The sequence below is a fragment of the Pseudomonas carassii genome (assembly GCF_036324045.1).
Lineage (GTDB): Bacteria > Pseudomonadota > Gammaproteobacteria > Pseudomonadales > Pseudomonadaceae > Aquipseudomonas > Aquipseudomonas peradeniyensis.
In genome coordinates this window covers 21,158-47,139 of record NZ_JAZDCT010000029.1, presented here as the reverse complement: position 1 = coordinate 47,139, position 25,982 = coordinate 21,158, and the positions used below count along the sequence as shown (strand labels likewise).

General features: G+C 66.1%; 29 protein-coding genes and 1 pseudogene. 18 read left to right on the top strand and 12 right to left on the bottom strand.

The features are described 5' to 3' along the window. The first annotated feature begins 69 nt into the window (after positions 1 to 69). The 4 genes from V0R62_RS19880 (at position 70) to V0R62_RS19865 (ending at position 4,320) form a co-directional block, all read left to right on the top strand. A complete protein-coding gene (locus V0R62_RS19880) occupies positions 70 to 930 on the top strand; it encodes a LysR substrate-binding domain-containing protein (RefSeq protein WP_330104920.1) in 861 nt (286 codons plus the stop codon). A 243-nt stretch (positions 931 to 1,173) separates the two neighbouring features. Next, the gene (fabV, locus tag V0R62_RS19875) at positions 1,174 to 2,373 is read left to right on the top strand and encodes an enoyl-ACP reductase FabV (protein WP_330104919.1); all 1,200 of its coding nucleotides are present in this window, start codon (positions 1,174 to 1,176) and stop codon (positions 2,371 to 2,373) included. 167 nt (positions 2,374 to 2,540) lie between these two features. Further along, positions 2,541 to 3,227 (top strand): GNAT family N-acetyltransferase, encoded by a 687-nt coding sequence (locus V0R62_RS19870; RefSeq protein ID WP_330104918.1) that lies wholly within the window; start codon positions 2,541 to 2,543, stop codon positions 3,225 to 3,227. A 184-nt stretch (positions 3,228 to 3,411) separates the two neighbouring features. Continuing rightward, positions 3,412 to 4,320 carry an alpha/beta hydrolase family protein gene (locus V0R62_RS19865; RefSeq protein ID WP_330104917.1) on the top strand — a complete coding sequence of 303 codons (909 nt, stop codon included), beginning with the start codon at positions 3,412 to 3,414 and terminating at the stop codon, positions 4,318 to 4,320. 70 nt (positions 4,321 to 4,390) lie between these two features. On the opposite strand, the gene V0R62_RS19860 is transcribed toward V0R62_RS19865, so the two are convergent. From V0R62_RS19860 to V0R62_RS19840, 5 genes are all read right to left on the bottom strand, one after another. After that, positions 4,391 to 4,732, bottom strand: a complete 342-nt coding sequence (locus tag V0R62_RS19860) for a HopJ type III effector protein (protein WP_330104916.1) — start codon at positions 4,730 to 4,732, stop codon at positions 4,391 to 4,393. Continuing rightward, the gene (locus V0R62_RS19855) at positions 4,725 to 5,021 is read right to left on the bottom strand and encodes a DUF1244 domain-containing protein (protein ID WP_050706872.1); all 297 of its coding nucleotides are present in this window, start codon (positions 5,019 to 5,021) and stop codon (positions 4,725 to 4,727) included. The genes V0R62_RS19860 and V0R62_RS19855 overlap by 8 nt, the downstream gene beginning before the upstream one ends. 11 nt (positions 5,022 to 5,032) lie before the next feature. Further along, positions 5,033 to 5,725 (bottom strand): dihydromonapterin reductase, encoded by a 693-nt coding sequence (gene folM / locus V0R62_RS19850; RefSeq protein WP_186735088.1) that lies wholly within the window; start codon positions 5,723 to 5,725, stop codon positions 5,033 to 5,035. A 76-nt stretch (positions 5,726 to 5,801) separates the two neighbouring features. Further along, on the bottom strand, positions 5,802 to 6,374 hold the full coding sequence (locus V0R62_RS19845) for an antibiotic biosynthesis monooxygenase (protein WP_330104915.1): 573 nt from the start codon (positions 6,372 to 6,374) through the stop codon (positions 5,802 to 5,804). 148 nt (positions 6,375 to 6,522) lie between these two features. After that, entirely contained in the window at positions 6,523 to 7,146 is a 624-nt protein-coding gene (locus V0R62_RS19840) for a hypothetical protein (protein ID WP_050706869.1), read from the bottom strand. Positions 7,147 to 7,330: 184 nt separating this feature from the next. Here V0R62_RS19840 and V0R62_RS19835 point away from each other — a divergent pair, with 184 nt between their 5' ends. After that, on the top strand, positions 7,331 to 7,786 hold the full coding sequence (locus tag V0R62_RS19835; RefSeq protein WP_330104914.1) for a flavodoxin: 456 nt from the start codon (positions 7,331 to 7,333) through the stop codon (positions 7,784 to 7,786). A 133-nt stretch (positions 7,787 to 7,919) separates the two neighbouring features. Here the strand turns inward: V0R62_RS19835 and V0R62_RS19830 are convergent, their stop codons facing one another. Continuing rightward, a complete protein-coding gene (locus V0R62_RS19830) occupies positions 7,920 to 8,801 on the bottom strand; it encodes a LysR family transcriptional regulator (protein WP_330104913.1) in 882 nt (293 codons plus the stop codon). Positions 8,802 to 8,903: 102 nt separating this feature from the next. Here V0R62_RS19830 and V0R62_RS19825 point away from each other — a divergent pair, with 102 nt between their 5' ends. From V0R62_RS19825 to V0R62_RS19810, 4 genes are all read left to right on the top strand, one after another. After that, complete coding sequence (locus tag V0R62_RS19825) at positions 8,904 to 9,290, top strand: CidA/LrgA family protein (protein ID WP_050706866.1); 387 nt, start codon at positions 8,904 to 8,906, stop codon at positions 9,288 to 9,290. Next, positions 9,280 to 9,966, top strand: coding sequence for an LrgB family protein (locus tag V0R62_RS19820; RefSeq protein WP_028689844.1), 687 nt, complete (start codon positions 9,280 to 9,282; stop codon positions 9,964 to 9,966). Before V0R62_RS19825 ends, V0R62_RS19820 begins: the two co-directional genes overlap by 11 nt. Before the next feature lie 173 nt (positions 9,967 to 10,139). After that, positions 10,140 to 11,045: an alpha/beta fold hydrolase gene (locus tag V0R62_RS19815; RefSeq protein ID WP_330104912.1), complete on the top strand. Its 906-nt coding sequence runs from the start codon at positions 10,140 to 10,142 to the stop codon at positions 11,043 to 11,045. A 116-nt stretch (positions 11,046 to 11,161) separates the two neighbouring features. After that, the gene (locus tag V0R62_RS19810; RefSeq protein WP_330104911.1) at positions 11,162 to 12,076 is read left to right on the top strand and encodes an SDR family oxidoreductase; all 915 of its coding nucleotides are present in this window, start codon (positions 11,162 to 11,164) and stop codon (positions 12,074 to 12,076) included. A 293-nt stretch (positions 12,077 to 12,369) separates the two neighbouring features. On the opposite strand, the gene V0R62_RS19805 is transcribed toward V0R62_RS19810, so the two are convergent. Beyond that, positions 12,370 to 13,152, bottom strand: coding sequence for an IclR family transcriptional regulator (locus V0R62_RS19805; protein WP_330104910.1), 783 nt, complete (start codon positions 13,150 to 13,152; stop codon positions 12,370 to 12,372). A gap of 189 nt (positions 13,153 to 13,341) precedes the next feature. Between V0R62_RS19805 and hmgA the strand changes: the two genes are divergently transcribed. From hmgA to V0R62_RS19785, 4 genes are read left to right on the top strand one after another with little or no spacing between them, the layout of a single operon-like run. Continuing rightward, positions 13,342 to 14,643 carry a homogentisate 1,2-dioxygenase gene (gene hmgA / locus V0R62_RS19800; RefSeq protein ID WP_330104909.1) on the top strand — a complete coding sequence of 434 codons (1,302 nt, stop codon included), beginning with the start codon at positions 13,342 to 13,344 and terminating at the stop codon, positions 14,641 to 14,643. Positions 14,644 to 14,646: 3 nt separating this feature from the next. Next, the gene (fahA, locus tag V0R62_RS19795; RefSeq protein WP_330104908.1) at positions 14,647 to 15,939 is read left to right on the top strand and encodes a fumarylacetoacetase; all 1,293 of its coding nucleotides are present in this window, start codon (positions 14,647 to 14,649) and stop codon (positions 15,937 to 15,939) included. Positions 15,940 to 15,951: 12 nt separating this feature from the next. Continuing rightward, a complete protein-coding gene (gene maiA / locus V0R62_RS19790; RefSeq protein WP_330104907.1) occupies positions 15,952 to 16,581 on the top strand; it encodes a maleylacetoacetate isomerase in 630 nt (209 codons plus the stop codon). Between the two features lie 51 nt (positions 16,582 to 16,632). Continuing rightward, on the top strand, positions 16,633 to 17,982 hold the full coding sequence (locus tag V0R62_RS19785) for an MFS transporter (protein ID WP_330104906.1): 1,350 nt from the start codon (positions 16,633 to 16,635) through the stop codon (positions 17,980 to 17,982). Here V0R62_RS19785 and V0R62_RS19780 read toward each other — a convergent pair. Next, a complete protein-coding gene (locus tag V0R62_RS19780) occupies positions 17,971 to 18,777 on the bottom strand; it encodes a SirB1 family protein (RefSeq protein WP_330104905.1) in 807 nt (268 codons plus the stop codon). The genes V0R62_RS19785 and V0R62_RS19780 overlap by 12 nt on opposite strands. 123 nt (positions 18,778 to 18,900) lie before the next feature. Between V0R62_RS19780 and V0R62_RS19775 the strand changes: the two genes are divergently transcribed. Then, a complete protein-coding gene (locus V0R62_RS19775; RefSeq protein WP_330104904.1) occupies positions 18,901 to 19,920 on the top strand; it encodes a Leu/Phe/Val dehydrogenase in 1,020 nt (339 codons plus the stop codon). Positions 19,921 to 20,046: 126 nt separating this feature from the next. Here V0R62_RS19775 and V0R62_RS19770 read toward each other — a convergent pair whose 3' ends face one another. Beyond that, a complete protein-coding gene (locus V0R62_RS19770; protein WP_012274138.1) occupies positions 20,047 to 20,310 on the bottom strand; it encodes a YebG family protein in 264 nt (87 codons plus the stop codon). Positions 20,311 to 20,528: 218 nt separating this feature from the next. Between V0R62_RS19770 and V0R62_RS19765 the strand changes: the two genes are divergently transcribed. Continuing rightward, the gene (locus tag V0R62_RS19765) at positions 20,529 to 20,999 is read left to right on the top strand and encodes a phosphate-starvation-inducible protein PsiE (RefSeq protein ID WP_110736873.1); all 471 of its coding nucleotides are present in this window, start codon (positions 20,529 to 20,531) and stop codon (positions 20,997 to 20,999) included. A gap of 3 nt (positions 21,000 to 21,002) precedes the next feature. On the opposite strand, the gene V0R62_RS19760 is transcribed toward V0R62_RS19765, so the two are convergent. Together V0R62_RS19760 and V0R62_RS19755 are read right to left on the bottom strand one after the other, a co-directional pair. Then, a complete protein-coding gene (locus tag V0R62_RS19760) occupies positions 21,003 to 21,302 on the bottom strand; it encodes a DUF3509 domain-containing protein (protein WP_198743699.1) in 300 nt (99 codons plus the stop codon). A gap of 129 nt (positions 21,303 to 21,431) precedes the next feature. Then, entirely contained in the window at positions 21,432 to 21,779 is a 348-nt protein-coding gene (locus V0R62_RS19755) for an HPF/RaiA family ribosome-associated protein (RefSeq protein ID WP_186733865.1), read from the bottom strand. A 251-nt stretch (positions 21,780 to 22,030) separates the two neighbouring features. Here V0R62_RS19755 and V0R62_RS19750 point away from each other — a divergent pair, with 251 nt between their 5' ends. Then, a complete protein-coding gene (locus V0R62_RS19750; RefSeq protein WP_330104903.1) occupies positions 22,031 to 23,134 on the top strand; it encodes an NADH:flavin oxidoreductase in 1,104 nt (367 codons plus the stop codon). Here V0R62_RS19750 and V0R62_RS19745 read toward each other — a convergent pair. After that, positions 23,103 to 24,314, bottom strand: coding sequence for a glycosyltransferase family 4 protein (locus tag V0R62_RS19745; RefSeq protein ID WP_330104902.1), 1,212 nt, complete (start codon positions 24,312 to 24,314; stop codon positions 23,103 to 23,105). The two genes, V0R62_RS19750 and V0R62_RS19745, sit on opposite strands and share 32 nt — an antisense overlap. Positions 24,315 to 24,448: 134 nt before the next feature. Here V0R62_RS19745 and V0R62_RS26900 point away from each other — a divergent pair. Continuing rightward, positions 24,449 to 25,216, top strand: a pseudogene (locus V0R62_RS26900) (PAS domain-containing protein); the annotation flags it as partial. 162 nt (positions 25,217 to 25,378) lie between these two features. Beyond that, positions 25,379 to 25,810 (top strand): methyl-accepting chemotaxis protein, encoded by a 432-nt coding sequence (locus tag V0R62_RS26895; RefSeq protein WP_371923703.1) that lies wholly within the window; start codon positions 25,379 to 25,381, stop codon positions 25,808 to 25,810. Positions 25,811 to 25,982: the final 172 nt, after the last annotated feature.

The window sequence follows — 25,982 nt, the reverse complement described above, 5'->3', positions numbered from 1 at the left end:
GTTATGGCTGGGAAACCGGAGCGACAAACGATAGATTTAGCGTATTTCTGATCAGTCAGGCTTATCAGCATGCTCAAACACTGGCCCCCGCTCAACGCCCTGCGCGGCTTCGAAGCTGCCGCTCGCCTGGGCAGCTTCCACAAGGCCGCCGAGGCCCTGAACCTCACCCAGTCGGCGATCAGCCAGCAGATCCGCAGCCTGGAGAGTTACCTGGAACAACCGTTGTTCCACCGCAGCGGGCGCAGCGTCAGCCTCACCGATGCCGGGCATGACCTGCTCAGCACCACCCAGGCCTTGCTGCAGCAGCTGGCGGTGGGCATCCGTCGCCTCGATCAATACCGCAAGCCCAATCAACTGGTGGTCAACACCACCCCGGCCTTCGCCCGACATTGGCTGTTGCCGCGCCTGGCGGATTTCCACCAGCGTTACCCGGATGTGGACCTGTGGCTGTTCACCAGTTTCGAGGTGCCGGACATGGCCAACGAGACCATCGATCTGGCGATTCGCGACGATATCGGGCCGCAGGCTGAGTGCAGCTTCACTGTGCTACACCAGGACACACTGTATCCGGCCTGTCACCCGACATTACCCGAGACCGGGCGCACGACCTTGCACGGCGAGCGCGAGATGGACTGGAGTCACTGGCAGCTGGAGGGCGGCGAGGAGGTGGGGCAGCAGGGCAAGGGGCTGAACTTCTCTGACCCGGGGCTGCTGCTGGAGGCGGCGGGCGAGGGGCTGGGGATCGCCCTGGTCAGTCAGTTGCTGGCACAGCGGATGGTCGACGAGGGACGTTTGCGGCCCTTGTCGGCACAGCGCGTACGCGGGCCGGTGTGGAGCTGCCTGGTGCATTGGGAAAGCCAGGAGGATCCATTGGCGCGGCAGTTCCTCGCATGGTTGCGCGAAGCCCTGCAGCCAGCACCGTCCCTGTAGGAGCGGCCTTGCGCCGCGAAAGGGCTTCGCAGCAGCCCCAGATTTCGGAGGATCGCTGAAATTGTCGGGGCCGCTTCGCGGCCCTTTCGCGGCACAAGGCCGCTCCTACAAAATGTTCGAGGATTATGAATCACCCCGTAATATGTGTCGGATATCCCACGAGGGTAGTCTCACCCTCTAGATCAAACGGCAGTGCCCCGAATCCGGGCGCTGCCCCAGCCTAAACCTGACGAGGTACAGACATTGGCCATCATTCATCCCAAGGTTCGCGGTTTCATCTGCACCACGACTCACCCCAAGGGCTGCGAGCTCAACGTCCGTGACCAGATCGAAGCCACCCGCAAGCTGGGCGTGCGCGAGGATGGTCCGAAGAAAGTCCTGGTAATCGGCGCCTCCAGCGGCTACGGCCTGGCCGCGCGCATCACCGCTGCGTTCGGCTTCAAGGCCGATACCCTGGGCGTGTTCTTCGAAAAGCCGGGCACCGAGACCAAGGCCGGTACCGCCGGCTGGTACAACGCCGCTGCCTTCGACAAGTTCGCCAAGGCCGAAGGCCTGTACAGCAAGTCGATCAACGGTGACGCCTTCTCCGACGAAGCCCGCGCCAAGGTCATCGAGCTGATCAAGAACGAAATGGGCGGCCAGGTCGACCTGGTGATCTACTCCCTGGCCTCGCCGGTGCGCAAGCTGCCGAAGACCGGTGAGCTGGTGCGCTCGGCGCTCAAACCGATCGGCCAGCCGTACAAGTCGACCGCCATCGACACCAACAAGGACACCATCATCGAGGCCAGCATCGAGCCGGCCACCGAGCAGGAAATCGCCGACACCGTCACCGTGATGGGCGGCCAGGACTGGGAGCTGTGGATCGATGCGCTGAACGCCGCTGGCGTGCTGGCGCCGCAGGCGCGCACCGTGGCCTTCAGCTATATCGGCTCCGACATCACCTGGCCGATCTACTGGGACGGCGCGCTGGGCAAGGCCAAGCAGGACCTGGACGAAACCGCTCAGCGCCTGGGCAAGAAGGTCGGTGGCAGTGCCAACGTTGCGGTGCTCAAGTCGGTCGTCACCCAGGCCAGCTCGGCGATCCCGGTGATGCCGCTGTACCTGTCGATGGTCTTCAAGATCATGCAGGAGAAGGGTATTCACGAAGGTACCCAGAACCAGCTGGACCGCATGTTCCGTGATCGCATGTACCGTGAGGACGGTGCGCCGGCTGCCCTGGACGACGAAGGCCGCCTGCGTCTGGACGACTGGGAACTGCGTGATGACGTGCAGGACGCCTGCCGTGCGATGTGGCCAAAAGTCACCACCGAGAACCTGTTCGAGCTGACCGACTACGCCGGCTACAAGAAGCAGTTCCTCAACCTGTTCGGCTTCGAGCGCGCTGACGTCAACTACGACGAAGACGTGGCCACCGACGTACGGTTCGACTGCATCGAGCTGTAAGCAAGTCCTTGACCGCGCAGCCGTTGATGACGGCTGCGCGGTTCCCGCCGACGACTTGTTAATATTCTGAAACAAATCCTCCAATGGCCCTTTGCCATGGGCACCCTCCGCCTGATCTATACCCCAGCTATTGGCCTGGCAATTCCGCCGGGGCCGAGGAGGGAGCAATGGGCGCGCTGCAAAAACTACAAGAACGCATTCGCCAGAAGGGCCTCAAGCGTACCTTCAAGACCTTGTTCGAACGTTACGTGTTCTTCCACTGGGAGTTGTTGTGGATGGAACGCGACCTGATCAGTCCGGTGCCTCCCTACAGCCTCAAGGCCCACACGCCGGTCACCCTGGTGCAGATCACCACCGCCAACGCCGACGCCTTCGCCGCGAATTTCGGCGACCGCGTCGAGACCATGCGCGAACTGGCCGCCGAAGGGCACACCGGGCACATGTACCTGGACGAGCAGGGCGACGCCGTGGCCTTCATCTGGGCCAGCGTGGTCGACTATCACGACAAGCACTACTACGGTTGCACCTTCCCGGTGAAACCGGGCGAATTCTTCGAGTTCGGCGGCGAGATGACCCGGCCCTATTTCGGCAGCGAGCTGTCGGTGACGGCCCAGGTCGAGCTGTGGAACACCATGCGGGAGAAGGGCTGCCACAAGGTGGTGGACGTGGTGGAGACCCACAACGTGCCGGCCATGAAGCTGCACCTGCGCATGGGCTACCACGAGCAGGGACGGGTGATGCATGTGTACGGCCTGTTCGGCCGCTGGAAGCTGTTCCGCGAGACCCGCTACGACGGCTCGCGCCTGGCGGTGCTGCGCAAGCCAGGCGTGGCGCGAGCCCTGCCGACTACTTGAACCTATCGCGGGGCAAGCCCGCTCCCACGCCAGTCCCGTAAATACATGGTTGGCGTGGGAGCGGCGGTGCGCCGCTGCGACTTGCCCCGCGACTTGGCCGGTACAGACACAGAATTTTTTGCTAGCGTTGGCGCACGACAACAGCCCGTCCGCCAGCATGGCGCGACGCCGCAGGGAGCGCGCCATGAGCAGCCTCACCCAACCCGCCTGTGCCTTTCGTCATGTCGCCGCCGACGGCTGCAGCCTCGGCGGATTCCGTTGGCACCACGCCGATCCCGATCCCGGGCGAGCGCTGGTGATCATCAACGCCGCCACCTCGGTGCGCTGCCGTTACTACTCGCGATTCGCCGACTACCTGTTCGCCCAGGGCTTTGACGTGCTCACCTACGACTACCGCGGCATTGGCGAGTCTCGCCCGGCCACGCTGCGCGGTTTCCAGGCGTCCTGGAGCGACTGGGGGCGGCTGGATTTCGAGGCGATGCTGCAGTTGGCCGCCGCCGAGCATCCGGGCCAGCCGGTGCATGTAGTCGGCCACAGTTTCGGCGGCTGGGCGCTGGGGTTGGCGCCGTCGGCGGGGCAGGTGCGCCATGCGGTGCTGGTGGGGGCGCAGTTCGCCTACTGGCGTGACTATGCGGCAGAGCAGCGTTGGCAGCTGTTCGGCAAATGGCATGTGCTGATGCCGCTTTTGACCCGGCTGTTCGGCTACTTCCCCGGCAAGCGCCTGGGCTGGCTGGAGGACACCCCGGCCGGTGTCGTGCACGACTGGAGCACCCGCACGCCGCGCTACGAGCACCGGCCCAGTGGGCGCCTGCTTGAGGCGGCGCCGTTCGAACAGGTGCGGGCGGCGACCCTGGCCGTCAGCTTGACCGACGATCCGTTCGGCACGGTGGCGGCCACCGAGAGGTTGTTGGGGTATTTGCGGCAGGCCGAGCGTCGGCACCTGCGGGTGGCGCCTGTGGATATCTCGGTGGGGGAAATCGGGCATTTTGCGTTCTTTCACGATCGGTTTCGTGAAAGTTTGTGGCCGATTGCGCTGGGGTGGCTGCGAGCAGGGCAGTTGGAGGGCCAGGTGCCGGGTAGCGTTATCAGTTGAGGGCCTCATCGCGGGGCAAGTCGCATCGGCGCACCGCCGCGACTTGCCCCGCGATGAGCGAGACGCGAAGTCAGGCCAGGCGCGCGAGCGGCTGGGCGGTGAACTTCACCCCGGCCAGCCCATGCTTGATCAGCGCACGGATGTTGCCATGGTCGCTGCCCTCGGGCGTGGCCACCACGCTGCGGTAGTGCTCGCCGAAGGCCAGCAGCGCTTCCTGATCGCTCAGCCCTTCCAGCAGCGCCAGGCCCAGGGTCTTGCACGAACCTTCGTTCTGTCCGGCGGCGTTGTGCACCTCGCCGTTGTCGAAGGCCTGGGGCTGGTAGCTGTAGTTCGCGGCGATGAACGCCAGGGTGTCGGCGAAAACGTGTTCGCCGCTGGCGAGGCTGCTGCGCAGGGTGTTCAGGTCAGTCACGAGGTTTTCCTTGTTCGAACGCCGCCTGTTGCTCGGCGCTGGCTTCTTTCTGGTGTTGGGCTTTCCACTCGGCGTAGGGCATGCCGTACACCTGCTCGCGGGCATCGTCCAGGCTCAGCTCGATCTGGCGATCATCGGCGGCGGCCTTGAGCCATTTCGACAGGCAGTTGCGGCAGAAGCCGGAGAGGTTCATCAGGTCGATGTTCTGCACGTCGGTGCGCTTCTGCAGATGGTCGACCAGGCGCCGGAACGCGGCGGCTTCGAGTTCGAGCTGTTGTTGCGGGGTCATGGGGCGTCTCTTCAGGTCATGCGGTTCTTCAGATGGCGGCCACCGTTGATGACCACCTGGCTGCCGGTGCTGTACTGGCTTTCGAGCAGGAACAGCACGGCGTCGATCAGCGGGCGGGCGCCGGGTTCGAATTCGAGCAGGGCCTTTTTCAGGGTCTGCTGGCGGTACTGCTCGTCGCCCCCTTCCTTGAGGATCAAGAGGCCCGGCAGGATACCGTTGACGCGCACCTTGGGCGCGTACTTTTCGGCGAACGACAGCACCATGTTCTGCAGCGCGGCCTTGGTCGCGGCGTAGCCGATATGGCTCTTGCTGCCGCGCGAGGAGGTCTCGTCGCAGATATGGATGATGTCGGCCTTGTCCACCTTGTTCAGCCACTCGCCGAGGGCCAGGTTGAGGTGGTAGGGCGCCTCGACGTGCAGGCGGAACATGGTGTCGAGGTTGTCCAGGCCATCGTCGAGCCACAGCGAGGCGTTGTGGATGATCGCACGCAGGCCGTCGTAGTGGCCGTGCAGGTGGTCGATCAGGGCCTGGCGGTCTTCGCTGCGGGTCAGGTCGGCCTGGAACTGCCGGATATTCGGGTGGGCCGCCTGAGGATGCAGGCTGCGGCTGGCGCTGACCACCGTATGGCCGGCCTGGGCCAGCTCCAGGGCCAGGGCCAGCCCGACGCGCTGGCTGGCGCCGGTGATGAGGATTGGGCTGTTCATGTGCGGGCGGTCTGTTCGTCTGTCCGTGCGTGATGCCCCAGCATACCCGAACTGCGCGGCCTTGCGAGCCTGTGCCTCAGCGGCTGCGCAGCCCCTGGGCGCGGTCGCTCGGAGCGTGCGGCGCGGCGTTCAGCCAGCCGGCCAGCAGACGGGTGGACAGCGGGATGAACAGGTACACCATCAAGGGGGTCAGGGCCAGGGTGCTGAGCAGCACGCGGGGCAGCAGTTCCAGTGCTGCCAGCCAGTGGCCGAACAGCAGGTTGAACAGCAGGGAGACCGGGAAGAACGCCAGCCAGATGGCCGTGGCTTGTTTCCAGCGTGGCGGTTTTTGCACCGTATTGGTGCCGAACCAGTCGTCGATGCCGCTCACGCGCCTCTCTTTGGGGCGTTCGAACAGACCGTCGCCGCGCTCAAGCCAGGTCCGGCGCGAGGCGGAATGCTCCCAGGCGTGCAGGGTCTGCTCGTCGGTGAAGCGGAAGATGATCTGGAATTCATCGCCCTCGGCCGGCGGCGCGAGGATGCCCGAGCCCAGGTAACCGGGGAAGTCGGTGGCCAGCTGCTCGCCTTCGTGCAGCCAGGCCAGCAGGTCCTGGTAGCGGCCACAGGCAGCGCGGCGCGACACCATCAGGGTGACGGGTGGGGTAGACATCGTGTATCTCCTGGCGACGGGGCTGGCGGGTAGCCGGCCCCTTGGCATGCGGCCCGGGGTGGTGGGCGGCGCAGGCGTGCTTGCAAGAATCGGGCGCAGATTATGCGCGATCACGCATGACCGGTCAGTTTCAGCGGCTGGACGGTCGTCAGAAAGCGGCGGGAGCCTGGGCGTGCAGCTCGGGGTGGGCCTGGCGGTGGGCTTGCAGGATGTACTCGCGCAGGCGTTCGATTTCTTCGGCCGGGCTGTGCGACAGGTCATAGGCGGCCAGGCGCGGGCCGATGCGCCGGCGCAGCACGCCGTGCAGGCCGATCGGCGGAATATCCGCGGCGGCGAAGCGCAGCTTGAAGTGGGACGGCGCCTCGCGCCGGCCACGGACTTCCAGCAGCACGCCCTTGAACGAGATGTCACGCACCCACAGGTCGCTGGCCTGGCCATGGTCGTCGAGCAGGGCGCTCGGCTGCTCCAGCGACAGGCGCCAGGGTCGCAGCATGGGGCCGTCCTCGTAGATGTCCGGCGAGCCCAGTTGCAGGTGCAGGGCGTGGAATTCGTCCTCGACCAGTTGCAGGGGGAAGCTCAGTTGCTGGTTGTTGAAGCTGGCCTGCAGGGTTACCTGCTCATTGGCCACCAGGCGGGTGAGCAGGTCCTTCAGACGACGGTCGCCATTGACCAGCAGGCTCGACATGGGGTCGGCCAGGTTCAGTTGGGGCGAATGCTGCATGTCCTGGATGAAATCCAGTTCGTCCTGAGAGAGTAGGGCGTCTGCTTGCATGGTCGAACTCGAAGGGGCGATCGGTAAGGGCGATTTCTTCACGGCTGTCGACAGTGGGCAATACGCTTCGTTCCGGTCATTCGTCGGATAATCCTGAAGTGTGTGACTTTAGGCATAGGCGGCCTTTTGCCACTGTCGAGTGCTAGTATCCTACGTTTTCACTCAGTTTCGGAATCCTCACCCGATGAAAGTCGCCATTATTTCCGGTTCGGTATACGGCACCGCCGAAGAAGTCGCCCGTCATGCCGAGTCGCTGCTCAAGGCCGCCGGCCTTGAAGCCTGGCACGCTGCCCGCGCCACCCTGCAGGACATCGAGGGCTTCGCCCCGGACGCGCTGCTGGCGGTGACCTCGACCACTGGCATGGGTGAACTGCCCGACAGCCTGATGCCGTTGTACAGCACCATTCGCGACGTGCTGCCGGCGGCCTGGCGCGGTTTGCCGGGGGCGGTGATCGGCCTGGGTGACTCGAGCTATGGCGATACCTACTGCGGCGGCGGCGAGCAGATGCGCGAGTTGTTCGCCGAGCTGGGGGTGAGCGAGGTACTGCCGATGCTGCGGCTCGATGCCAGTGAGACGGTGACGCCGGAGACCGATGCCGAGCCGTGGCTGGCGGAGTTTGTGGCAGCACTCAAAGGTTAAACGGCCCCTGTAGGAGCGGCCTTGTGCCGCGAAAGGGCTGCACAGCAACCCCAGCAATTTATGCGTATATGCTCAGTACCTGGGGCCGCAGTGCGGCCCTTTCGCGGCACAAGGCCGCTCCTACACGTTCGTGTCATTCGTTCTGTTCGCGCAACAACGCCAGCCACGCCTGCGCCGCCCGCGACAGATAAGCCCCGCGCCGCCAGATGAAGGCGATATCCCAGCGCAGGTACTCCGGCGCCCGCAACGGCAAACGCACCACCCCGGGCCGCTCCAGCGCCCGCGCGACGATCGCCGGCAGCAGCACCACGCCTTGACCGGCCGCCACCAGCGCGGCGAGAAAGTCTGCCTGGCCGCTGCGTCCGCCTTCCCTGGGTGTGAAGCCCTCCTGCTGGCAGGCACTGAGCAACCGATCATTCAACACGAAGCTGCGCTGGTACAGCAGGAACGGCGTGTCGGCCAGTTGCGCCAGGGCGACGTCGGCCTCCCCGGCCAGCGGGTGACCGGCAGGCAGCAGGGCCTCCAGCGGCTCGTTGCAAAAGGGTTGGTAGTCGAACGCCGGATCGCTCGGCGTCAGGCTGCCGCCCAGCTCTAGCTCGCCACTTCTCACCGCCTGCTCGACCATGCGGCTGCCGCCTTCGAGCAGCTGGATCGAGATGTTCGGATGTCGCCGCCGGTACTCGGCGAACAACCCGGCGAACAGCGCGTCGCTGCCCAGCAGCGGCAGGCCCAGGCGAAGTTCGCCGCGGGCCATCTGGCTGAGGTCGTCCAGTTCGCTCTGCAACTCCTGGCGCTGGCGCAACAGCGCCTCGCCCCGCTCGAGGACGATGCGCCCGGCGGCGGTCAGCAGCAACTGTGAACCCTGGCGCTCCAGCAGCGGCTGGCCGACAGCCTGTTCCAGCTGGGCGACCTGCTTGCTCACCGCCGACTGGCTGACGTGCAGGGTGGTCGCCGCCTGGGTGAAGCCGCCCTTGTGAACGACCTCGATGAAACTGCGCAGCTGTTTGAATTCCATGATCACTAGATTCCATTCTGGAATGGCTGTCAGTCTAACAATTCGCTTCTGGCCTAGGTGCGCGAATTCTACAATGGGCACGTTGTCGAGGAACCCCCGCCCATGAATCCTGCATTGCTGAAGAAAACCCTGCGCCTGCTCGCCGAGCTGGCGGTGCTGCTGGCCCTGTTCCTGATCGGTGGGCAACTGGCCGCCTGGCTGGCCTGGCCGATCCCCGCCGGGGTGATGGGCCTGGCGTTGCTGCTGGTGCTGTTCGCTACCGGTGTGCTCAAGCCGGCCACCCTGCAACTGGGCGCTGGCTGGCTGATGGCCGAGATGCTGCTGTTCTTCATCCCGGCGCTGATGAGCCTGCTGGACTACGGCAGCCTGCTGCGTAGCGAAGGCTGGCGCATCCTGCTGGTGATCGCCCTGAGCACCCTGTTGGTGATGGTGGTCACCGCGCTGACCGTGGAACTGGTGTGCCGCTGGAGGTTGCGCCATGAGCCTTGAACCCATGCCGCTGTTCTGGTTGGCGCTGACCCTGGGCGCCTACCTGGGCAGCCGCTGGCTGTACCGGCGCAGCGGGCGCTACCTGTTGTCGCCGCTGATCCTGGTGCCGGCGTTGCTGCTGGCGGTGGCCGTGCCGCTGCACACCGCCTACGCCGAGTACGCCCGCAACACCCACTGGCTGATGGGCGTGCTGGGCCCAGTCACCGTCGCCTTTGCGGTGCCGATCTGGCAGCAGCGCGCATTGCTGGCGCGGCACTGGCCGGCACTGTTGGTGGGCATGCTGGCCGGCAGCGTGGCCTCGATCGGCAGTTCCTGGGCGCTGGCGCACTTGCTGGCGCTGGACGAGGCGGTCAGCCTGTCGCTGCTGCCGCGTTCGATCACAACGCCGTTCGCCATGCCGGTGGCCCAGGACCTGGGCGGCGTGCCGGAGCTGACGGCGGTGTTCGTGATGTTCACCGGCGTGCTCGGGGCGATGTTCGGCGGCATCCTGCTGCGCTGGTTGCCACTGCGCACGCCGTTGGCGCGGGGCGCGCTGTTCGGCGTCGGCGCCCATGGCGCGGGCGTCAGCCGGGCCCAGGAGGTCGGCCGCGAGGAGGGCTCGGTGGCCGGCCTGGTCATGGTCCTGACCGGGCTGCTCAACCTGTTGGCGGCGCCGCTTCTGATGAAGTTGATTTGACCGTTCGTGCCACTGACTCGCACGGTCATCAGGCTGGCTGCCAAGGCAACCTAATACCTTCGTATTGCCTTCTAGACTGAGCCTCGACATAGAGAGCACATGTATGTGCCGAGGTGACATGCAATGAACGCAGCCTTGCCCTCTTCCGACACTTATCCACCGGGACGACCGTGATGCCACTGGCCGAGATTCCATTGTGCGTCTGGCGCACCCGGAGCCAGGGTTTCACCTTCCGGGGCCAGAGCATCCGCTACTGGACGGCAGGGCAAGGAGAGCCCCTGCTATTGCTTCACGGTTTCCCCACGGCCAGCTGGGATTGGCATTACCTGTGGGCACCCCTGACCCAGCGCTTTCGCGTGGTGGCCTGCGACATGCTTGGCTTCGGCGACTCGGCCAAGCCTGCGGACCACAACTACAGCCTGCTCGAGCAGGCCGACCTGCAGCAGGCGTTGCTGGCACACCTGCACATCAACCAGCCGGTGCACCTGCTGGCCCACGACTACGGCGGCAGCGTCGCCCAGGAACTGCTGGCCAGGCACCACGAGCGGCGGCTCGAGGTGGCCAGTTGCGTGTTCCTCAACAGCGGACTGTTCCCTGAGAGCTGCCGTGTGCTGCTGGTGCAGAAGCTGCTGCTCAGCCGCCTGGGCTGGCTGGTCGGGCGCTCGTTCGGGCGCGACGACCTGGTGCGCAACGTCACCCAGGTCTACGGCCCTTGCACCCACCCCAGCGAAAGCGCCCTGGACGACTACTGGAGCCTGATCGCCTCCAATCGCGGCCCGCGCATCCTGCACCGGCTCATCAGCTTCCTGCCCGAGCGCAGGGCCCAGCGCGAACGCTGGGTCGCGGCGTTGCAGCGCCCGGGCGTGCCGCTGCGCTTCATCAATGGTGCGGTGGATCCGCTGTCCGGCGCGCACATGGTCGAGCGCTACCGCGAGCTGGTGCCGGAGCCGGATACCGTGGTGCTGCAGGGCATCGGCCATTACCCGCACACCGAGGCGCCGGTGCAGGTGCTGCGCCACTACCTGGCCTTTCGTGAACAACCGATGAGCTATGTGCCGCTGAAGGTCGCCTGGTCCTGACCGGGCGATCATCGCCGGGCGTTATCGGGCGGCATTCGCCACGGTGCGCTTGATTGCCCGGCCCCGGCGGCTGGCGGAGACTGTGTTGCATCCCTTCATTGCCAGGAGCCTTGAGCATGAGCGAACCAGTACGTCTGCAGGATCGAGTGGTGATCGTCACGGGGGCCGGTGGCGGCCTGGGCCGGGCCCATGCGTTGCTGTTCGCCGCGCGCGGCGCGCACGTGGTGGTCAACGACCTGGGCGGGTCGACCCATGGCGAAGGCGCCAACGTCTCGGCGGCCGACCGCGTGGTGGAGGAGATCCGCGCCGCGGGCGGTTCGGCGATCGCCAACCATGACTCGGTCACCGACGGCGCGCGCATCGTCGAGCAGGCCCTGGACACCTTCGGTCGGGTCGATGTGCTGGTCAACAACGCCGGCATCCTGCGCGACAAGACCTTCCACAAGATGGAGGACAGTGACTGGGAGCTGGTCTACCGCGTGCACGTCGAGGGCGCCTACAAGGTCACCCACGCCGCCTGGCCGCACCTGCGGGCGCAGAACTGGGGGCGGGTGATCTTCACCTCGTCCACCTCGGGCATCTACGGAAACTTCGGTCAGGCCAACTACGGCATGGCCAAGCTCGGCCTCTACGGGCTGACCCGCACCCTGGCCATCGAGGGCCGCAAGCACGGCATCCTGGTCAACGCCATCGCCCCGACCGGCGGTACGCGCATGACCGAGGGGCTGATCCCGCCGCAGGTGTTCGAGCGGCTGCAACCCGAGCTGATCAGCCCACTGGTGGTGTACCTGGGGAGCGATCAGTGCCAGGACAGCGGCGAGTTGTTCGAGGTGGGCGGCGGCTGGGTCGGCAAGGTGCGCTGGGAGCGCAGCCAGGGCGTGGGGTTCGACCCGCGTGAAGGGTTCACGCCCGAGCAGGTGGCGGACAACTGGGCGCGGATTGGCGACTTCGAGGGCGCCGGGCATCCGCAGGACAGCCTGCAGGCGTTGCAGCAGATGATGGCGAACCTGCAGAAGTATCCGTTGGCTTGAAGAGCGTCAACTTCTGATGCTCGATTCTTGCACAAATAAAAAAGGCCGCTGCAATCGCAGCGGCCAATCGAGACGTTAGATCAAGGAGCTTCAAAATCAACGTCGGTGAACCTGGGCGGGCCCGAAAGGCGGGGGGGAGAGCCCTTCGTGCCGGCCAGTGAGATCAGAATAAGCGCTTGATCCCGTGGGAAAAATAGCGGCTTATGACATTCACCTTTACGTTTCGGGTAAAAGTGCAAGGCGGACTATAGCCAGCCTGTGCAGTGAAAATCCGTAATGCTTTGTAAGCCCTTTCACTGATCCGCGCCGTGGCCCATCCGCCAGCTGGTGGCCTGTGTGGCGGCGAGCAGGCGCCGGGCAGCCGGGCCGTGCTCGTCGGCATGGAAGATCGAGGTCGGCCCGACCACGGTCATCACCGCGGCGATCTGGCCCATGGCGTTGAACACCGGCGCGGACAGCGCATCCACCCCCGGCATCAGCAACCCGTGCACATGGTGCAGGCCGCGCTGGCGGATCTGCTCCAGCAGGGGCGCATAGTCGGCTGCCGTCTGGCCGAGCGTGGCCAGTTCCTGGTCGCGCAGCTCCACGGTCTCCCGCTCGGGCAGATGGGCAGCGAACACCAGACCGGTGGACGAGCTCAGCAACGGCAGCACCGAGCCGATCTGGGTCACCACCGTCACCGCTCGCACCGCCGGCTCGATGCTCACCACGGTCGCGCCCTGGTTGCCCCACACGGCGATGAAGCAGCTTTCGTTGAGCTCGTCGCGCAACTGCGACAGCGGCAGCGCCGCCACCTTCAGCACATCGATGCTGCCCAGGGCCGCCATGCCTACCCGCAACGCCTCGCGCCCCAGCCCGTAGTGGTTGGTGGCCGGGTCCTGCTCAGCGAAACCGCTGGCGATCAGCGCTTGCAGGTAGCGGTGCACCTTGCTCGCTGGCATCTCGACATGCTCGGCGAGGCGCGACAGCGAGGTGGAGGGGGAGAGTTCGGCCAGGGCTTTGAGAATGTCGGTGCCGACTTCCGCCGAGCGGACCTTCTGTTTGCCGTTGTCGGCGTTGCTGCTGGCTTTGGCCATGGGGGACTTCTATGCGGATTTCTTAGGGTGGCGCCTTTATAGCTTGACGACTGCGTGCGGGCAAATTACGTTATTCGTAATCTGATTACGATAAAAACAATGCAGACGCGCTGCCGCCCTTGGTGCCGGTTTCAGGATCGGGCCCGCAGCCAGCTGCCCGCAACGGCTCCCAGCAGCCCGGAGGCACCGATGACCCGCGACACTTCCCCTGAACTCGAGTACCTGAGCGGCTTCGGCAACGAATTCGCCAGCGAAGCCTTGCCCGGCGCCCTGCCGGTCGGGCAGAACTCGCCGCAGAAGGCCCCCTACGGGCTGTACGCCGAGCTGCTGTCGGGCACTGCCTTCACCATGACCCGCAGCGAACTGCGCCGTACCTGGCTGTACCGCATTCGCCCGTCGGCGCTGCACCCGCGCTTCGAGCGCCTGGAGCGCCAGCCGCTGACCGGCGCGCTGGGGGCCGTCAACCCCAATCGCCTGCGCTGGAGCCCCCAGCCGATCCCGTCCGAGCCGACCGACTTCATCGATGGCTGGCTGCCGATGGTGGCCAACTCGGCGTCGGAAAAGCCGGCCGGGGTGAGCATCTACATCTACCGCGCCAACCGTTCCATGGAGCGGGTGTTCTTCAATGCTGACGGCGAGCTGCTGCTGGTGCCTGAGCAGGGCCGCCTGCGCATCGCCACCGAGCTGGGCGTGCTCGAAGTCGGACCGCTGGAGATCGCGGTGATCCCGCGGGGCATGAAGTTCCGAGTCGAACTGCTCGATGCCCAGGCCCGTGGCTACATCGCCGAGAACCACGGTGCGCCGCTGCGCATCCCGGACCTCGGCCCGATCGGCAGCAACGGCCTGGCCAACCCGCGTGACTTCCTCACTCCGGTCGCCCATTACGAAGAAAGCACCGGCCCGGTGCAGCTGGTGCAGAAGTTCCTCGGCGAACACTGGGCTTGCGAGCTGCAGCATTCGCCGCTGGACGTGGTCGCCTGGCACGGCAGCAACGTGCCGTACAAGTACGACCTGCGCCGCTTCAACACCATCGGCACGGTCAGCTTCGACCACCCCGACCCGTCGATCTTCACCGTGCTGACCTCGCCCACCAGCGTGCACGGCATGGCCAACATGGACTTCGTGATCTTCCCGCCGCGCTGGATGGTGGCCGAGAACACCTTCCGTCCACCATGGTTCCACCGCAACCTGATGAACGAGTTCATGGGCCTGATCCACGGCGCCTACGACGCCAAGGCCGAAGGCTTCCTGCCCGGCGGCGCCTCGCTGCACGGGGTGATGAGCGCCCACGGTCCGGACGCCGAGACTTGCGACAAGGCCATCTCGGTGGACCTGGCGCCGCACAAGATCGACAACACCATGGCCTTCATGTTCGAGACCAGCCAGGTGCTGCGTCCGAGCCGCCAGGCCCTCGAAAGCCCGCAGTTGCAGGCCGACTATGATAGTTGCTGGGCCACCTTGCCGAGCACCTTCAACCCGAACCGGAGATAACCGATGAACCATACCGCCATTGCCCGCAGCTGGGTCGAGCACGCCAACGGGCACCGCGACTTCCCGCTGCAGAACCTGCCCCTGGGCATCTTCAGCCGCCCAGGGCAGGCGCCACGTTGCGGCGTGGCCATCGGCGACGCGATCCTCGACCTCGAGGCCGTGCTGGCCGCCGGCCTGTTCGACGGTGCGGCCAAGGCCGCCGTCGAGGCCACCGTCGACGGCGCGCTGAACGCCTTCTTCGCCCTCGGCCGTGCGGCCCGCGTGGCCCTGCGCGAGCGCCTGCTGGCACTGCTGGGCGAGGGCAGCGAGCACCAGGCTGCGCTGAAGGCCGCGCTGTACCCGGCCAGCGAATGCCAACTGCACCTGCCGGCGAAGATCGGTGACTACACCGACTTCTATGTCGGCATCGAGCATGCCAAGAACGTCGGCAAGCTGTTCCGCCCGGACAACCCGCTGCTGCCCAACTACAAGCATGTGCCGATCGGTTACCACGGCCGCGCCTCGACCATCCGTGCCTCCGGCGCCGATGTGCGCCGCCCCAAGGGCCAGACCCTGCCGGCGGGCCAGACCGAGCCGAGCTTCGGCCCATGCGCGCGCCTGGACTACGAACTGGAGCTGGGCATCTGGATCGGCCAGGGCAACGACATGGGCCAGCCGATCCCGGTGGGTGATGCCGCCGAGCACGTGGCCGGCTTCTGCCTGCTCAACGACTGGTCGGCGCGGGATATCCAGGCCTGGGAATACCAGCCGCTGGGCCCGTTCCTGTCCAAGAGCTTCATCACCACGGTGTCGCCGTGGGTGGTCACCGCCGAGGCCCTGGAGCCGTTCCGCTGCGCCCAGCCGGCCCGTCCGGAGGGTGACCCGCAGCCGCTGTCGTACCTGCTGGACAAGCGCGACCAGGCCGCCGGCGCCTTCGACATCGAGCTGGAGGTGCTGCTGCTGACCGAGCGCATGCGCGAGCAGAACCTGCCGGCTCATCGCCTCACCCTGAGCAGCACCCGCAGCATGTACTGGACCGTGGCGCAGATGGTTGCCCACCACAGCGTCAACGGTTGCCAGCTGCAACCGGGCGACCTGTTCGGCTCGGGCACCCTGTCGGGCGCCGCGCCGGGTTCGTTTGGCAGCCTGCTGGAGATCACCGAGGGCGGCAAGCATCCGGTGGAACTGGCCAGCGGCGAGGTGCGCAAGTTCCTCGAGGACGGTGACGAGATCATCCTGCGTGCCCGTTGCGTGCGCGAGGGCGTGGCCAGCATCGGCTTCGGCGAATGCCGCGGCACCATCGTCGCGGCCAACTGAGGGGGCAGGGCGATGGAACTGTTCACCTACTACCGCTCCACCTCGTCGTATCGGGTGCGCATCGCCCTGGCGCTCAAGGGCCTGGATTACCAGGCCCTGCCGGTGAACCTGCTCAAGGGCGAGCAGCGCGGCGCGGACTACCTGGCGCTCAACCCCCAGGGCCGGGTGCCGGCCCTGCGCCTGGAGAGCGGCGAGCTGCTGGTGCAGTCGCCGGCGATCATCGAGTACCTGGAGGAAGCCTTCCCCCAAACGCCACTGCTGCCCCGTGCGCCCGAAGCCCGGGCCAAGGTGCGCGGCGTGGCGGCGATCATCGGTTGCGATATCCACCCATTGCACAACGTCAGCGTGCTCAACCAACTGCGTCAGCTGGGGCACGACGAGGCCCAGGTCAACCAGTGGATCAGCCTCTGGATCAGCCAGGGGCTGGCGGCGATCGAGCAGTTGATCGGCGATGACGGCTTCTGCTTCGGGACGACGCCGGGCCTCGCCGACGTCTATCTGATCCCGCAGTTGTACGCGGCCGAGCGCTTCAACATCGACCTCGGTGGTTACCCGCGCATCCGCCGGGTCGCCGCCCTGGCCGAGCAGCACCCGGCCTTCCACCAGGCCCACCCGGCGAGGCAGCCCGACACGCCCGACTGATCGCCACCGCCCGCACCTGCACTCATAACAACAAAAGACAGGGACCTTGCGATGCACAACCAGATAGCCAGCTTTCGCGCGGCGCTCGACGCGCGCCCGGTGTCACCCTATCAGTGGCGCCTGCTGCTGCTGTTGATCCTGCTGTTGGTCACCGATGGTTATGACGCCCAGGTGCTGGGCTATGTGATTCCCGCGCTGGCCCAGGACTGGGGGCTGGAAAAGGCCGCCTTCGGGCCGGTATTCAGCGCCAACCTGCTGGGGCTGACAGTCGGTTCGCTGGCGGTGACGCCACTGGCCGACCGCTTCGGCGTGCGCCGGGTGCTGCTGTGCTGCGTGCTGCTGTACGCCAGCCTGACGCTGCTGATGGTGTTCGCCTCTTCGCTCGACAGCCTGATGCTGGCGCGCTTTCTCTGCGGCATCGGCATGGGCGGCGCCATGCCCAGCGCCATGGCGCTGATGGCCGACTACGCGCCGCCTCGACTGCGCACCCTGATGGTCACCCTGGCGGCCTGCGGTTTCTCCCTGGGGGGCGCTGCGGGGGGCTTCGTCGCCGCGGGCTTCATCGACCATTACGGCTGGCAGGCGGTGTTCCTCGCCGGCGGCGTGGCGCCCTTGCTGCTGTTCCCGTTCTTGGCACTGTTCCTGCCCGAGTCGCTGCCGCGCCTGCTGCGCGACGCCCCGCCCTATGCGCGGCTGCAGCGGGTCACCGCTCGCCTGCTGCCGGGCTGGCAGATACCGGCGGCACGCGTCGCCACCGACGAGCCGGCGGAAAGCAAACTCACCGTGGTGGCGTTGTTCCGCGACGGTTTCGCCCGTCCGACCCTGCTGCTGTGGAGCACCTTTTTCGTCAGCCTGATCCTGTTGTACTTCATGATCAGCTGGCTGCCGTCGCTGCTGCAGGAAAGCGGGCTGGCGCTGAACCAGGCCAACCTGGTGACCTCGCTGTTCCTGTTCGCCGGCACCTTCGGCGCGGTGTGCCTGGCCTGGTGCGCCGACCGCATGGCCAACAAGGCCCGTCTGCTGGCCGCCGTGCTGCTGGGAGCGGCGCTGTTCAGCGTGCTGGTTGGCCTGAACCACGACGACCCGCGCTGGCTGGTACCCAGTGTGTTCGCCGCCGGCTTCTGCATCATCGGCGGTCAGCTGACGCTCAATGCCTTCGTCAGCAACTTCTACCCGGCCCAGGTGCGCGCCACCGGCACCGGCTGGGCCCTGGGCGTCGGGCGCTTCGGCTCGATCCTCGGGCCACTGCTGGGCAGCTTGCTGCTGACCTTGCACATGCCGGTGGAACAGATCTTCTTCTTCTGCGCAGTCCCGGCCGTGTTGGGGGCGTTGTTGATCAGTCGGGTGCGGGCGCCGCAGGCGCGTGAGCCGAAGGTCGCGGGCGAGGCCTTAATGGATTGAGCGCTTGGTGCTGGGCAGCTGGCCGAGGCGTTCGCTGAGTTTCAGGCGCTGCAGCGGGTCGTCGGTCAGCAACAGGGCGTGCTCCAGGTCGAAGCGTTCGGCCTGGGGGCAGTCCAGGTGCTGGTACAGCGTTGCGCGGGCCAGGTAGTCGCTGACCTGCACCGGGCCCAGTTGCATGACCCGTTCGGCATCGACCAGCGCGGCCAGGTCGTTGTCGTTGCTGATGTGCAACTGGCGCAGGTTGCGCGACAGGCGCTGGAGCATCTGCATCGGCGAGGCGCTGCGCAGGTGCTCGGCGCTCAGCGTCATCTGCGGGCCGTACTGGCGGGCGAGCAGTTCACGGCAGTCGTTGGGGTAGAGGCGGCGGCCACCGCAGGGGTCGAGCAGGTGATCGGCGCCGGGTACGCGCAGCAGGAAATGGCCGGGAAAGTTGACGCCCTCCAGCGGGATCGACAGACGGCGGGCCAGTTCCAGGGCGAGGATGGCCAGCAGCAACGGCTGGCCGCGACGGCGCTGCAGCACCTTGTCCATCAGGGCCGCCTGCGGTCGCAGCGGGTGGTATTCGTCCTGCTGGAAGCCCAGGGCGTTGAGCTGGCGCAGCAAGGGTTGGGCCAGCTCGTTGAGCGGCAGTATCGGCAGGCTGGTGCTGACGTCGCGTTGCAGTTCCTGCAGTCGGGCCAGGCCGGCCGCAGGCTCGACCGTGTCGTCATGCTCGGCGGCGATCCACAGGGCGGCTTCCAGCAGGGCGACCGGCTCGCGTTCCAGGCAGGCCAGGCAGGCTTGGCGTGGGTTCATGGGACCTCTCCATCACGCTTAACTTGTAGCCCTGGCGTGGCTTTTCGTCCAGTGGTCCGCCCGTGCAATGTCCGGCCTCCACCTGTTTATACTGGTAGGAGCACCTCTTTGGGGAGCCCGTCTATGTTCGAGCTCATGCAAAGCACCCGCGCCCAGTCACTGCATCTGTTCATCGACCCGCCCACGGGTCTGAAGGCCGTGGTGGTGATTCACAGCGAACAGCTGGGGCCGGCTATGGGCGGCTGCCGCTACCTGCCCTATGCCGACGACGAGAGCGCCATGACCGATGCCATCCGCCTGGCCCAGGGCATGAGCTACAAGGCGGCCCTGGCCGGGCTGCCGATGGGCGGTGGCAAGGCGGTGATCGTGCGCAATCCGCATGTGGAAAACCGCGCGGCGCTGTTCGAGGCCTTCGGCCGCTTCGTCGACAGCCTCCAGGGGCGTTTCATCACGGCGGTGGACAGCGGCACCTCGACCCTCGACATGGACTGCATCGCCCAGTCCACCCCCTACGTGACCAGCACCACCGCCTCGGGCGACCCATCGCCCCATGCGGCCATGGGTGTGTTCGCCGGCATTCGCGCCACCTCCATGGCCCGGCTGGGCAGCGACAACCTGGAGGGGCTGCGGGTGGCAGTGCAGGGTTTGGGCAACGTGGGCTATGCCCTGGCCGAGCAACTGCATGCGGCGGGCGCCGAGTTGCTGGTCAGCGATCTGGACCCGGGCAAGGTGCGCCTGGCGGTGGAGCAGTTCAATGCCCACCCGGTGGCCCACGAGGCCTTGATCAGCACCCCGTGCGACATCTTCGCGCCCTGTGGCGTGGGGCCGGTGCTCAACGGGCAGAGCGTGATGCAGCTGCGCTGTGCGGCGGTGGCGGGGTCGGCGAACAACCAGCTGACCACGCTGCAGGTGGCCGACCAGTTGGAGAGTCGGGGAATCTTGTACGCGCCGGACTACGTGATCAACGCGGGCGGGTTGATCTATGTGGCGTTGACCCATCGAGGGGAGGCCGTGGGCACCATCACCGCGCACCTGGCGCGAATTCCCACGCGGCTGACCGAGGTGTTCGCCCATGCCCAGGCGGAGAAACGGTCGCCGGCCAGGGTGGCGCAGATGTTGGCAGAGCGGTTGCTGTACGGCTGAAAAGACCAGTGCTCTCCCTGTAGGAGCGGCCTTGTGCCGCGAAAGGGGGCAGAGCACCGGGTAGCAGGGGCCGCGCTGCGGCCCTTTCGCGGCACAAGGCCGCTCCTACAGAGTGCAGTGTCGAAGTTATTCGGCCGCGCCACCTTCGAGCAGTTCCGCCAGCGCATCAGGCTGGCTCTTGAACGCCCGGGCGAACACGTCGCGGTTCTTGGCCATGTAGATACCGGCTTCCTCGACCTGCTGTTCGCTCAGCGACGGTACGGCCTTGTGCAGCACCTCGGCCAGGCGTTCGGCCAGCTCGAGCATCTTGTCGTGACGGTCTGCTTCGGCCTTATCCATGAACAAACGCTCCGGGTCGCGGCTGCTGCGGTACACCACTTCGACGGCCATTCATCACCTCTGTGCCTTTTTGCTGGTTGGGTAGCGGTTAACTGTATTTTTATACAGTACATCGCCCGGCCATCATCCTGCAACCGCAATGATGGCCCGGCAAACTGAAAATCAGCGTAGCCCACAGGTGCCCTGCGGCAATCGGCCGCCTTCCAAGACAGGGGGCGTGGCCCTTTAACTGCATGGCACAAGACAGTCGTATCGGGGAATCGAACATCGTGAATATCAAATGGGCAGAAAGACTGCGCAAAGGCCTGCACGGCTCCGCCGACTCGCTGGGCAACCTGTGCGTGGAAGCCTTCCACTACCTGGCGCTGTTCGGTATCGGCGCGATCACCGCCTATGCGGCGGTGGTGACTTTCCTGGACATGCTGGGCAAGGGCGGGGTCAGCGTCGATGACATCCTGCTGCTGTTCATCTACCTGGAGCTGGGGGCGATGGTGGGGATCTACTTCAAGACCAACCACATGCCGATCCGCTTCCTGCTCTACGTGGCGATCACCGCATTGACCCGCCTGCTGATCGGCGATGTCTCGCACCACAAGGCGCCGGATGTCGGGTTGCTGTACGTGTGCGGCGGCATCCTGCTGCTGGCCTTCGCCATCCTGGTGGTGCGCTACGCCTCGTACCGCTACCCGTCGACCAAGGCGCTGGATGCCAGCGGCAAGGAAGTGGACGAAGGCAAGTAGCCCTCAGTTGGCAATTCCGGCGGCAGGAAAGCGCTGCTCGCCGTGCCAGGTGCGGGTCAGGGCCGCCAGCACCTCCAGTGGGTTCTGCCCCAGCTCGATGGCCAGGCCCAGGCGGATACTGTCGATGACCCGCTGCAGGCGCACCGGATCGTTGCGCTGGGCCTGGCTGATCAGGCGCCTGGCGACCACGCCGCTGTCGTCGGACAGGGTCAGCATGATGCTGCCGTCCAGGCGCTCGATGCTCAGGTTGACCCGGTACTCGGGGGCGAAGGCGGCGCTGATCTGGTCGAAAGGGTTGTTCATGGTCGGTCCTGCACTGAATGACTGCAGGGGTTGACCGGGGCAAGGGTGGGTTGGTTCAGGCCCGCTGATCGGCACGCAATGAAAACGCCCGGCGCAAGGCCGGGCGTTTTCATTGGACACATTCAAGTGTCAGGCGTCTGGATCGCTCTGCTCCAGGATAGCGCGCTTGCTGCGCAGCTTGCCGTAGAAGTGCTCCAGCGCGTGGTTCAGCTTGCTGGCGGCGCCATCGACGGCCTGGTCCAGCGAGGTAGCGGTATGGGTCACGGAAATCGGTTGGTGGCCTTTGGGGCGAGCCTCCATTTGGCAGCGTTTGTCGTGCGGTCCGGGCTTGGCGCCATTGTCGTCGCGCAAGTGGACTTCGATGCGGGTGAGGTCGTCCTCGTAGCGTTCGAGGCTGCTTTGCAGTGTGCTGCGGACCCACTCGTTCAAGCGGACGTTGCCTTGGATCTGGTTGCTGCTGTTGACCTGGATTTGCATGATTCAATCCTTATTCAGCTTGCTCGCGAGAGGCGTGCCTAGGCCACTGAGGGCGTTGGGTTTTCTGCGCCTCTTGACTCTAAAGTCAGGCAACCGCCGGACGAATTCAAGCCCTTTTGCAAAATAAATTTCCTGTTGCAAATCGGCCCGCCCGCAGCGATACCTGCCGATCACTGCAATCAATGATGCTGTGACACTCACCTGGCGGCCCCTAAGCTCGGGCGCATCACTTCATCCCACGGGAGCGCCGCATGTCCAGCAACCCTCTGTTCCAGCCCTTCACCCTCGGCTCCCTCGACCTGCCGACCCGCGTGGTCATGGCGCCGATGACCCGTACCTTCTGCCCCGGCGGCGTGCCCCACGACGGCGTGGTCGAGTACTACCGCCGCCGCGCCGCCGCCGGTGTCGGCCTGATCATCACCGAGGGCACCACGGTCGGGCACAAGGCCGCCAACGGCTACCCCAACGTGCCGCGCTTCCACGGTGAGGACGCCCTGGCCGGTTGGAAGCGCGTGGTCGAGGCCGTGCATGCCGAGGGTGGGCGCATCGTGCCGCAGCTGTGGCATGTGGGCAGTGTGCGACGCCTGGGCACCGAGCCGGACGCCAGCGTTCCGGGCTATGGCCCGAGCGGCAAGGAAAAGGACGGCCAGGTGCTGGTCCACGGCATGAGCCGGGAGGATATCCGCGAGGTGATCGCCGCCTTCGCCCAGGCGGCGCGCGATGCCCAGGCCATCGGCATGGACGGCGTGGAGATCCATGGCGCCCACGGCTACCTGATCGACCAGTTCTTCTGGGAAGCCAGCAACCGTCGCGATGACGAATATGGCGGTGACCTGGGCGGGCGCTCACGCTTCGCCATCGAACTGATCCAGGCCGTGCGCGCAGCCGTCGGCCCGGACTTCCCGATCATCCTGCGTTTCTCGCAATGGAAGCAGCAGGACTACAGTGCTCGCCTGGTGGAAACCCCCGAAGCCCTGGCGGGGTTCCTCAAGCCCCTGTCCGAGGCGGGAGTGGATATCTTCCACTGCTCCACCCGGCGCTTCTGGGAGCCGGAGTTCGAGGGCAGCGAGCTGAACCTCGCCGGTTGGACCCGCCAGCTCACCGGCAAGCCGACCATCACCGTGGGCAGTGTCGGCCTGGACGGCGAGTTCCTGCAGTTCATGGTCGCCACCGACAAGGTGGCCAAGCCCGCCAGCCTCGAAGGGCTGCTGCGCCGCTTGCAGGACCAGGAGTTCGACCTGGTGGCCGTGGGCCGCGCCCTGCTGGTGGATGCCGAATGGGCGCGCAAAGTACGGGACGGGCGTGAAGACGCCGTGCTGCCGTTCAGCCGTGAGGCGCTGACGACCCTGGCTTGATCACCAGTGGCGGGACCTGTTCGCGGGCGGCCTGCGGCTCGCGGCAGGCACTGTACAGGTAGCCCTCGAACTGCTCGACGATCGCCGGCCAGCCCTGACGGCTGGCGTGCTGGCGGGCGTTCAGGCGCACCCGGCGCAGGGTTTCGCTTTCCTCCAGCAACCAGCAGGCGGCGTCGATGAACGCCGCCTGGTCTCCCGGCATGGCCAGGGCGCCGCTGTGGCCGTGGCGGATATGCTGGGCAGCGGCGGCCTCGTCGTAGGCGACCACGGCCAGGCCCGAGGCGAGCGCCTCGAGCACGACGTTGCCGAAGGTTTCGGTCAGGCTCGGGAACAGGAACAGGTCGCCGCTGGCGTAGTGCTCGGCCAGCACCTCGCCGCGCTGTGCACCACAGAACACGGCGTCGGGCAGTTGCTGTTCGAGCTGGCCGCGCAGTGGGCCATCGCCGACGATCACCAGGCGCAGGCGCCGCTGCGGGTAGGCCTTGACCAGGGCTTCCATGCAAGGACGCAGCAGGGCCAGGTTCTTCTCCGCGGCCAGGCGCCCGACATGCAGCACGGCAATGTCATCCACACCCAGCCCCCACTGCTCGCGCAGGGCCTGGCTGCGCCGGGCCGGGTTGAACAGGCTGGCGTCGACCCCGCGGGCCATCAGGCCGAGCCGTTCGAAGCCGCGGCGCTCCAGCTCCAGGCGCTGGCTGACGCTGGGCACCAGGGTAATGGCGGTGCGCCGATGGAACCAGCGCAGGTAGTGGGTGAGCAGCCGTGACAGCAGGCCCAGGCCATATTGTCCCGAATACTGCGGGAAGTTGGTGTGAAAGCCGCTGACCACCGCCACGCCCAGGCGCCGGGCTGCGCGCAGGGCGCTCAGGCCCAGCGGGCCTTCGGTGGCGATGTACAACACGTCCGGGCGTTGCCGGCGCCAGCGGCGCCACAGCTTGTGCATCGACACCTCGCCCCATTGCAGGCCCGGGTAGCCCGGCAACGGCCAACCTCGGCACAGCAGCAGGGTCTCGTCGTTGGCGGTCGCCTTGTCGGTGGCCTGGCGCGGGCGGATCAGTTCCACCTGGTGGCCGCGCAGGCGCAGCCCTTCGCTGAGGCGGCCAAGGGTGTTGGCCACGCCATTGATCTCGGGTGGGAAGGTTTCGCTGACCAGAGTGATACGCAGGGACGGTGTGCTCATGCGAAAAAGTCTGGGCCGCCCCCGTTGCGGCCATGTGACGCCTTCGTGACGGACACGTGACGCCTGATTTCCGGCACTTGCATCCGTTTGAATATTTCCTTGTAACGCACTCAAGAACCCTCGCCACGCAGCCGATGCAGAGGCATTCGACTACAGGAATTCGCTCCGGGAGAGCGGTCATGTTCAACAGCAAACTGAAGAAAGAAATCCAGCAACTGCGCGAAGAGCTGATGTCCATCGAGCAGGTCAAGAACAGCCTCGACAGCGAGATGCTGGTGCTCCAGCTCGACCCCCAGGGGCGCATCGAGTCGGTCAACGGTAACTTCGAGGCCGAGATGGGCTATCGCGCCGAGCAACTGATCGGGCGCAACATCGAGGAGATCGTGCCGGCGCATGTGAAGAAGCTCGATTTCTACCAGCGCATGAAGCACGCCATCACCCGTGGCGAGCACCTCAACGGCGCCTTCCGTCTGCTGCGCGGCAACGGTGACGAGGCGTGGCTGCGTTCGATCCTGCAGCCGGTCAAGGACAGCCAGGGGCGTATCAAGTACTTCTCCCTGCACTCCAGCGACCTGACCCGCACCATCGAGACCTCCCGCGAGCACGAGAGCCTGATCAAGGCGCTGATGCGTTCCACTGCGGTGATCGAGTTCAACCTCGAAGGCCAGGTGCTGACCGCCAACGACCGCTTCCTGCAGACCATGGGCTACAGCCTAGAGCAGATCCGTGGCAAGTATCACCGGATTTTCTGCGAGCCGGAGGAGGCCAACTCGCCGGGCTACCAGGCTTTCTGGGAGCGGCTGCGTCGCGGCGAGTTCGTCGCCGAGCGTTTCAAGCGCATCGACGCCCATGGCCGGGTGGTCTGGCTGGAGGCCTCGTACAACCCGATCATCGACGCCCATGATGTGCTGTACAAGGTGGTCAAGTTCGCCACCGTGATCACCGACCAGGTCAACCAGGAACTGGCCGTGGCCCAGGCCGCCGACATTGCCTACACCACCTCGCTGGAGACTGACGACAGCGCGCGCAAGGCCACCGATGTGGTGACCCAGACCGTCGAGGTGATGCGTGGCCTGGAAGGCTCGATGCAGGACGCCGCCGATGGCATCCAGGCGCTGGACAAGCAGTCGAAGGTGATCGGCGCGATCATCAAGACCATCAGCGACATCGCCGGCCAGACCAACCTGCTGGCGCTCAACGCCGCCATCGAGGCCGCCCGCGCCGGCGAGCAGGGGCGTGGCTTTGCCGTGGTCGCCGACGAAGTGCGCCAGCTGGCTTCGCGCACCAGCAGCGCCACCGAGGAGATCGCCAAGGTGGTGCAGCAGAACGAACAGTTGGCCCAGGCCGCAGTGGACATCATCGACACCAGCAAGCGTCAGGCCGAGCAGGGCCTGGCCCTGGCCGCCGATACCGGCGGGGTGATCGTCGAGATCCAGGAAGGGGCGAAGAAGGTGGTGGATGCGGTGGGGCAGTTTTCCAGTCAGTTGAGCCACTGACCGGCTTGACACCGCCTGTGTAGGAGCGGCCTTGCCGAGGCGTCGGACCGGTCGGAAAGGGCCGCAAAGCGGCCCCGGCGATATCAGCTTGACGCATGATTCCTGGGGGCGCTTCGCACCCCTTTCGCGACACAAGGCCGCTCCCACAGGGAGATAGCTCCCTGCGCAACAG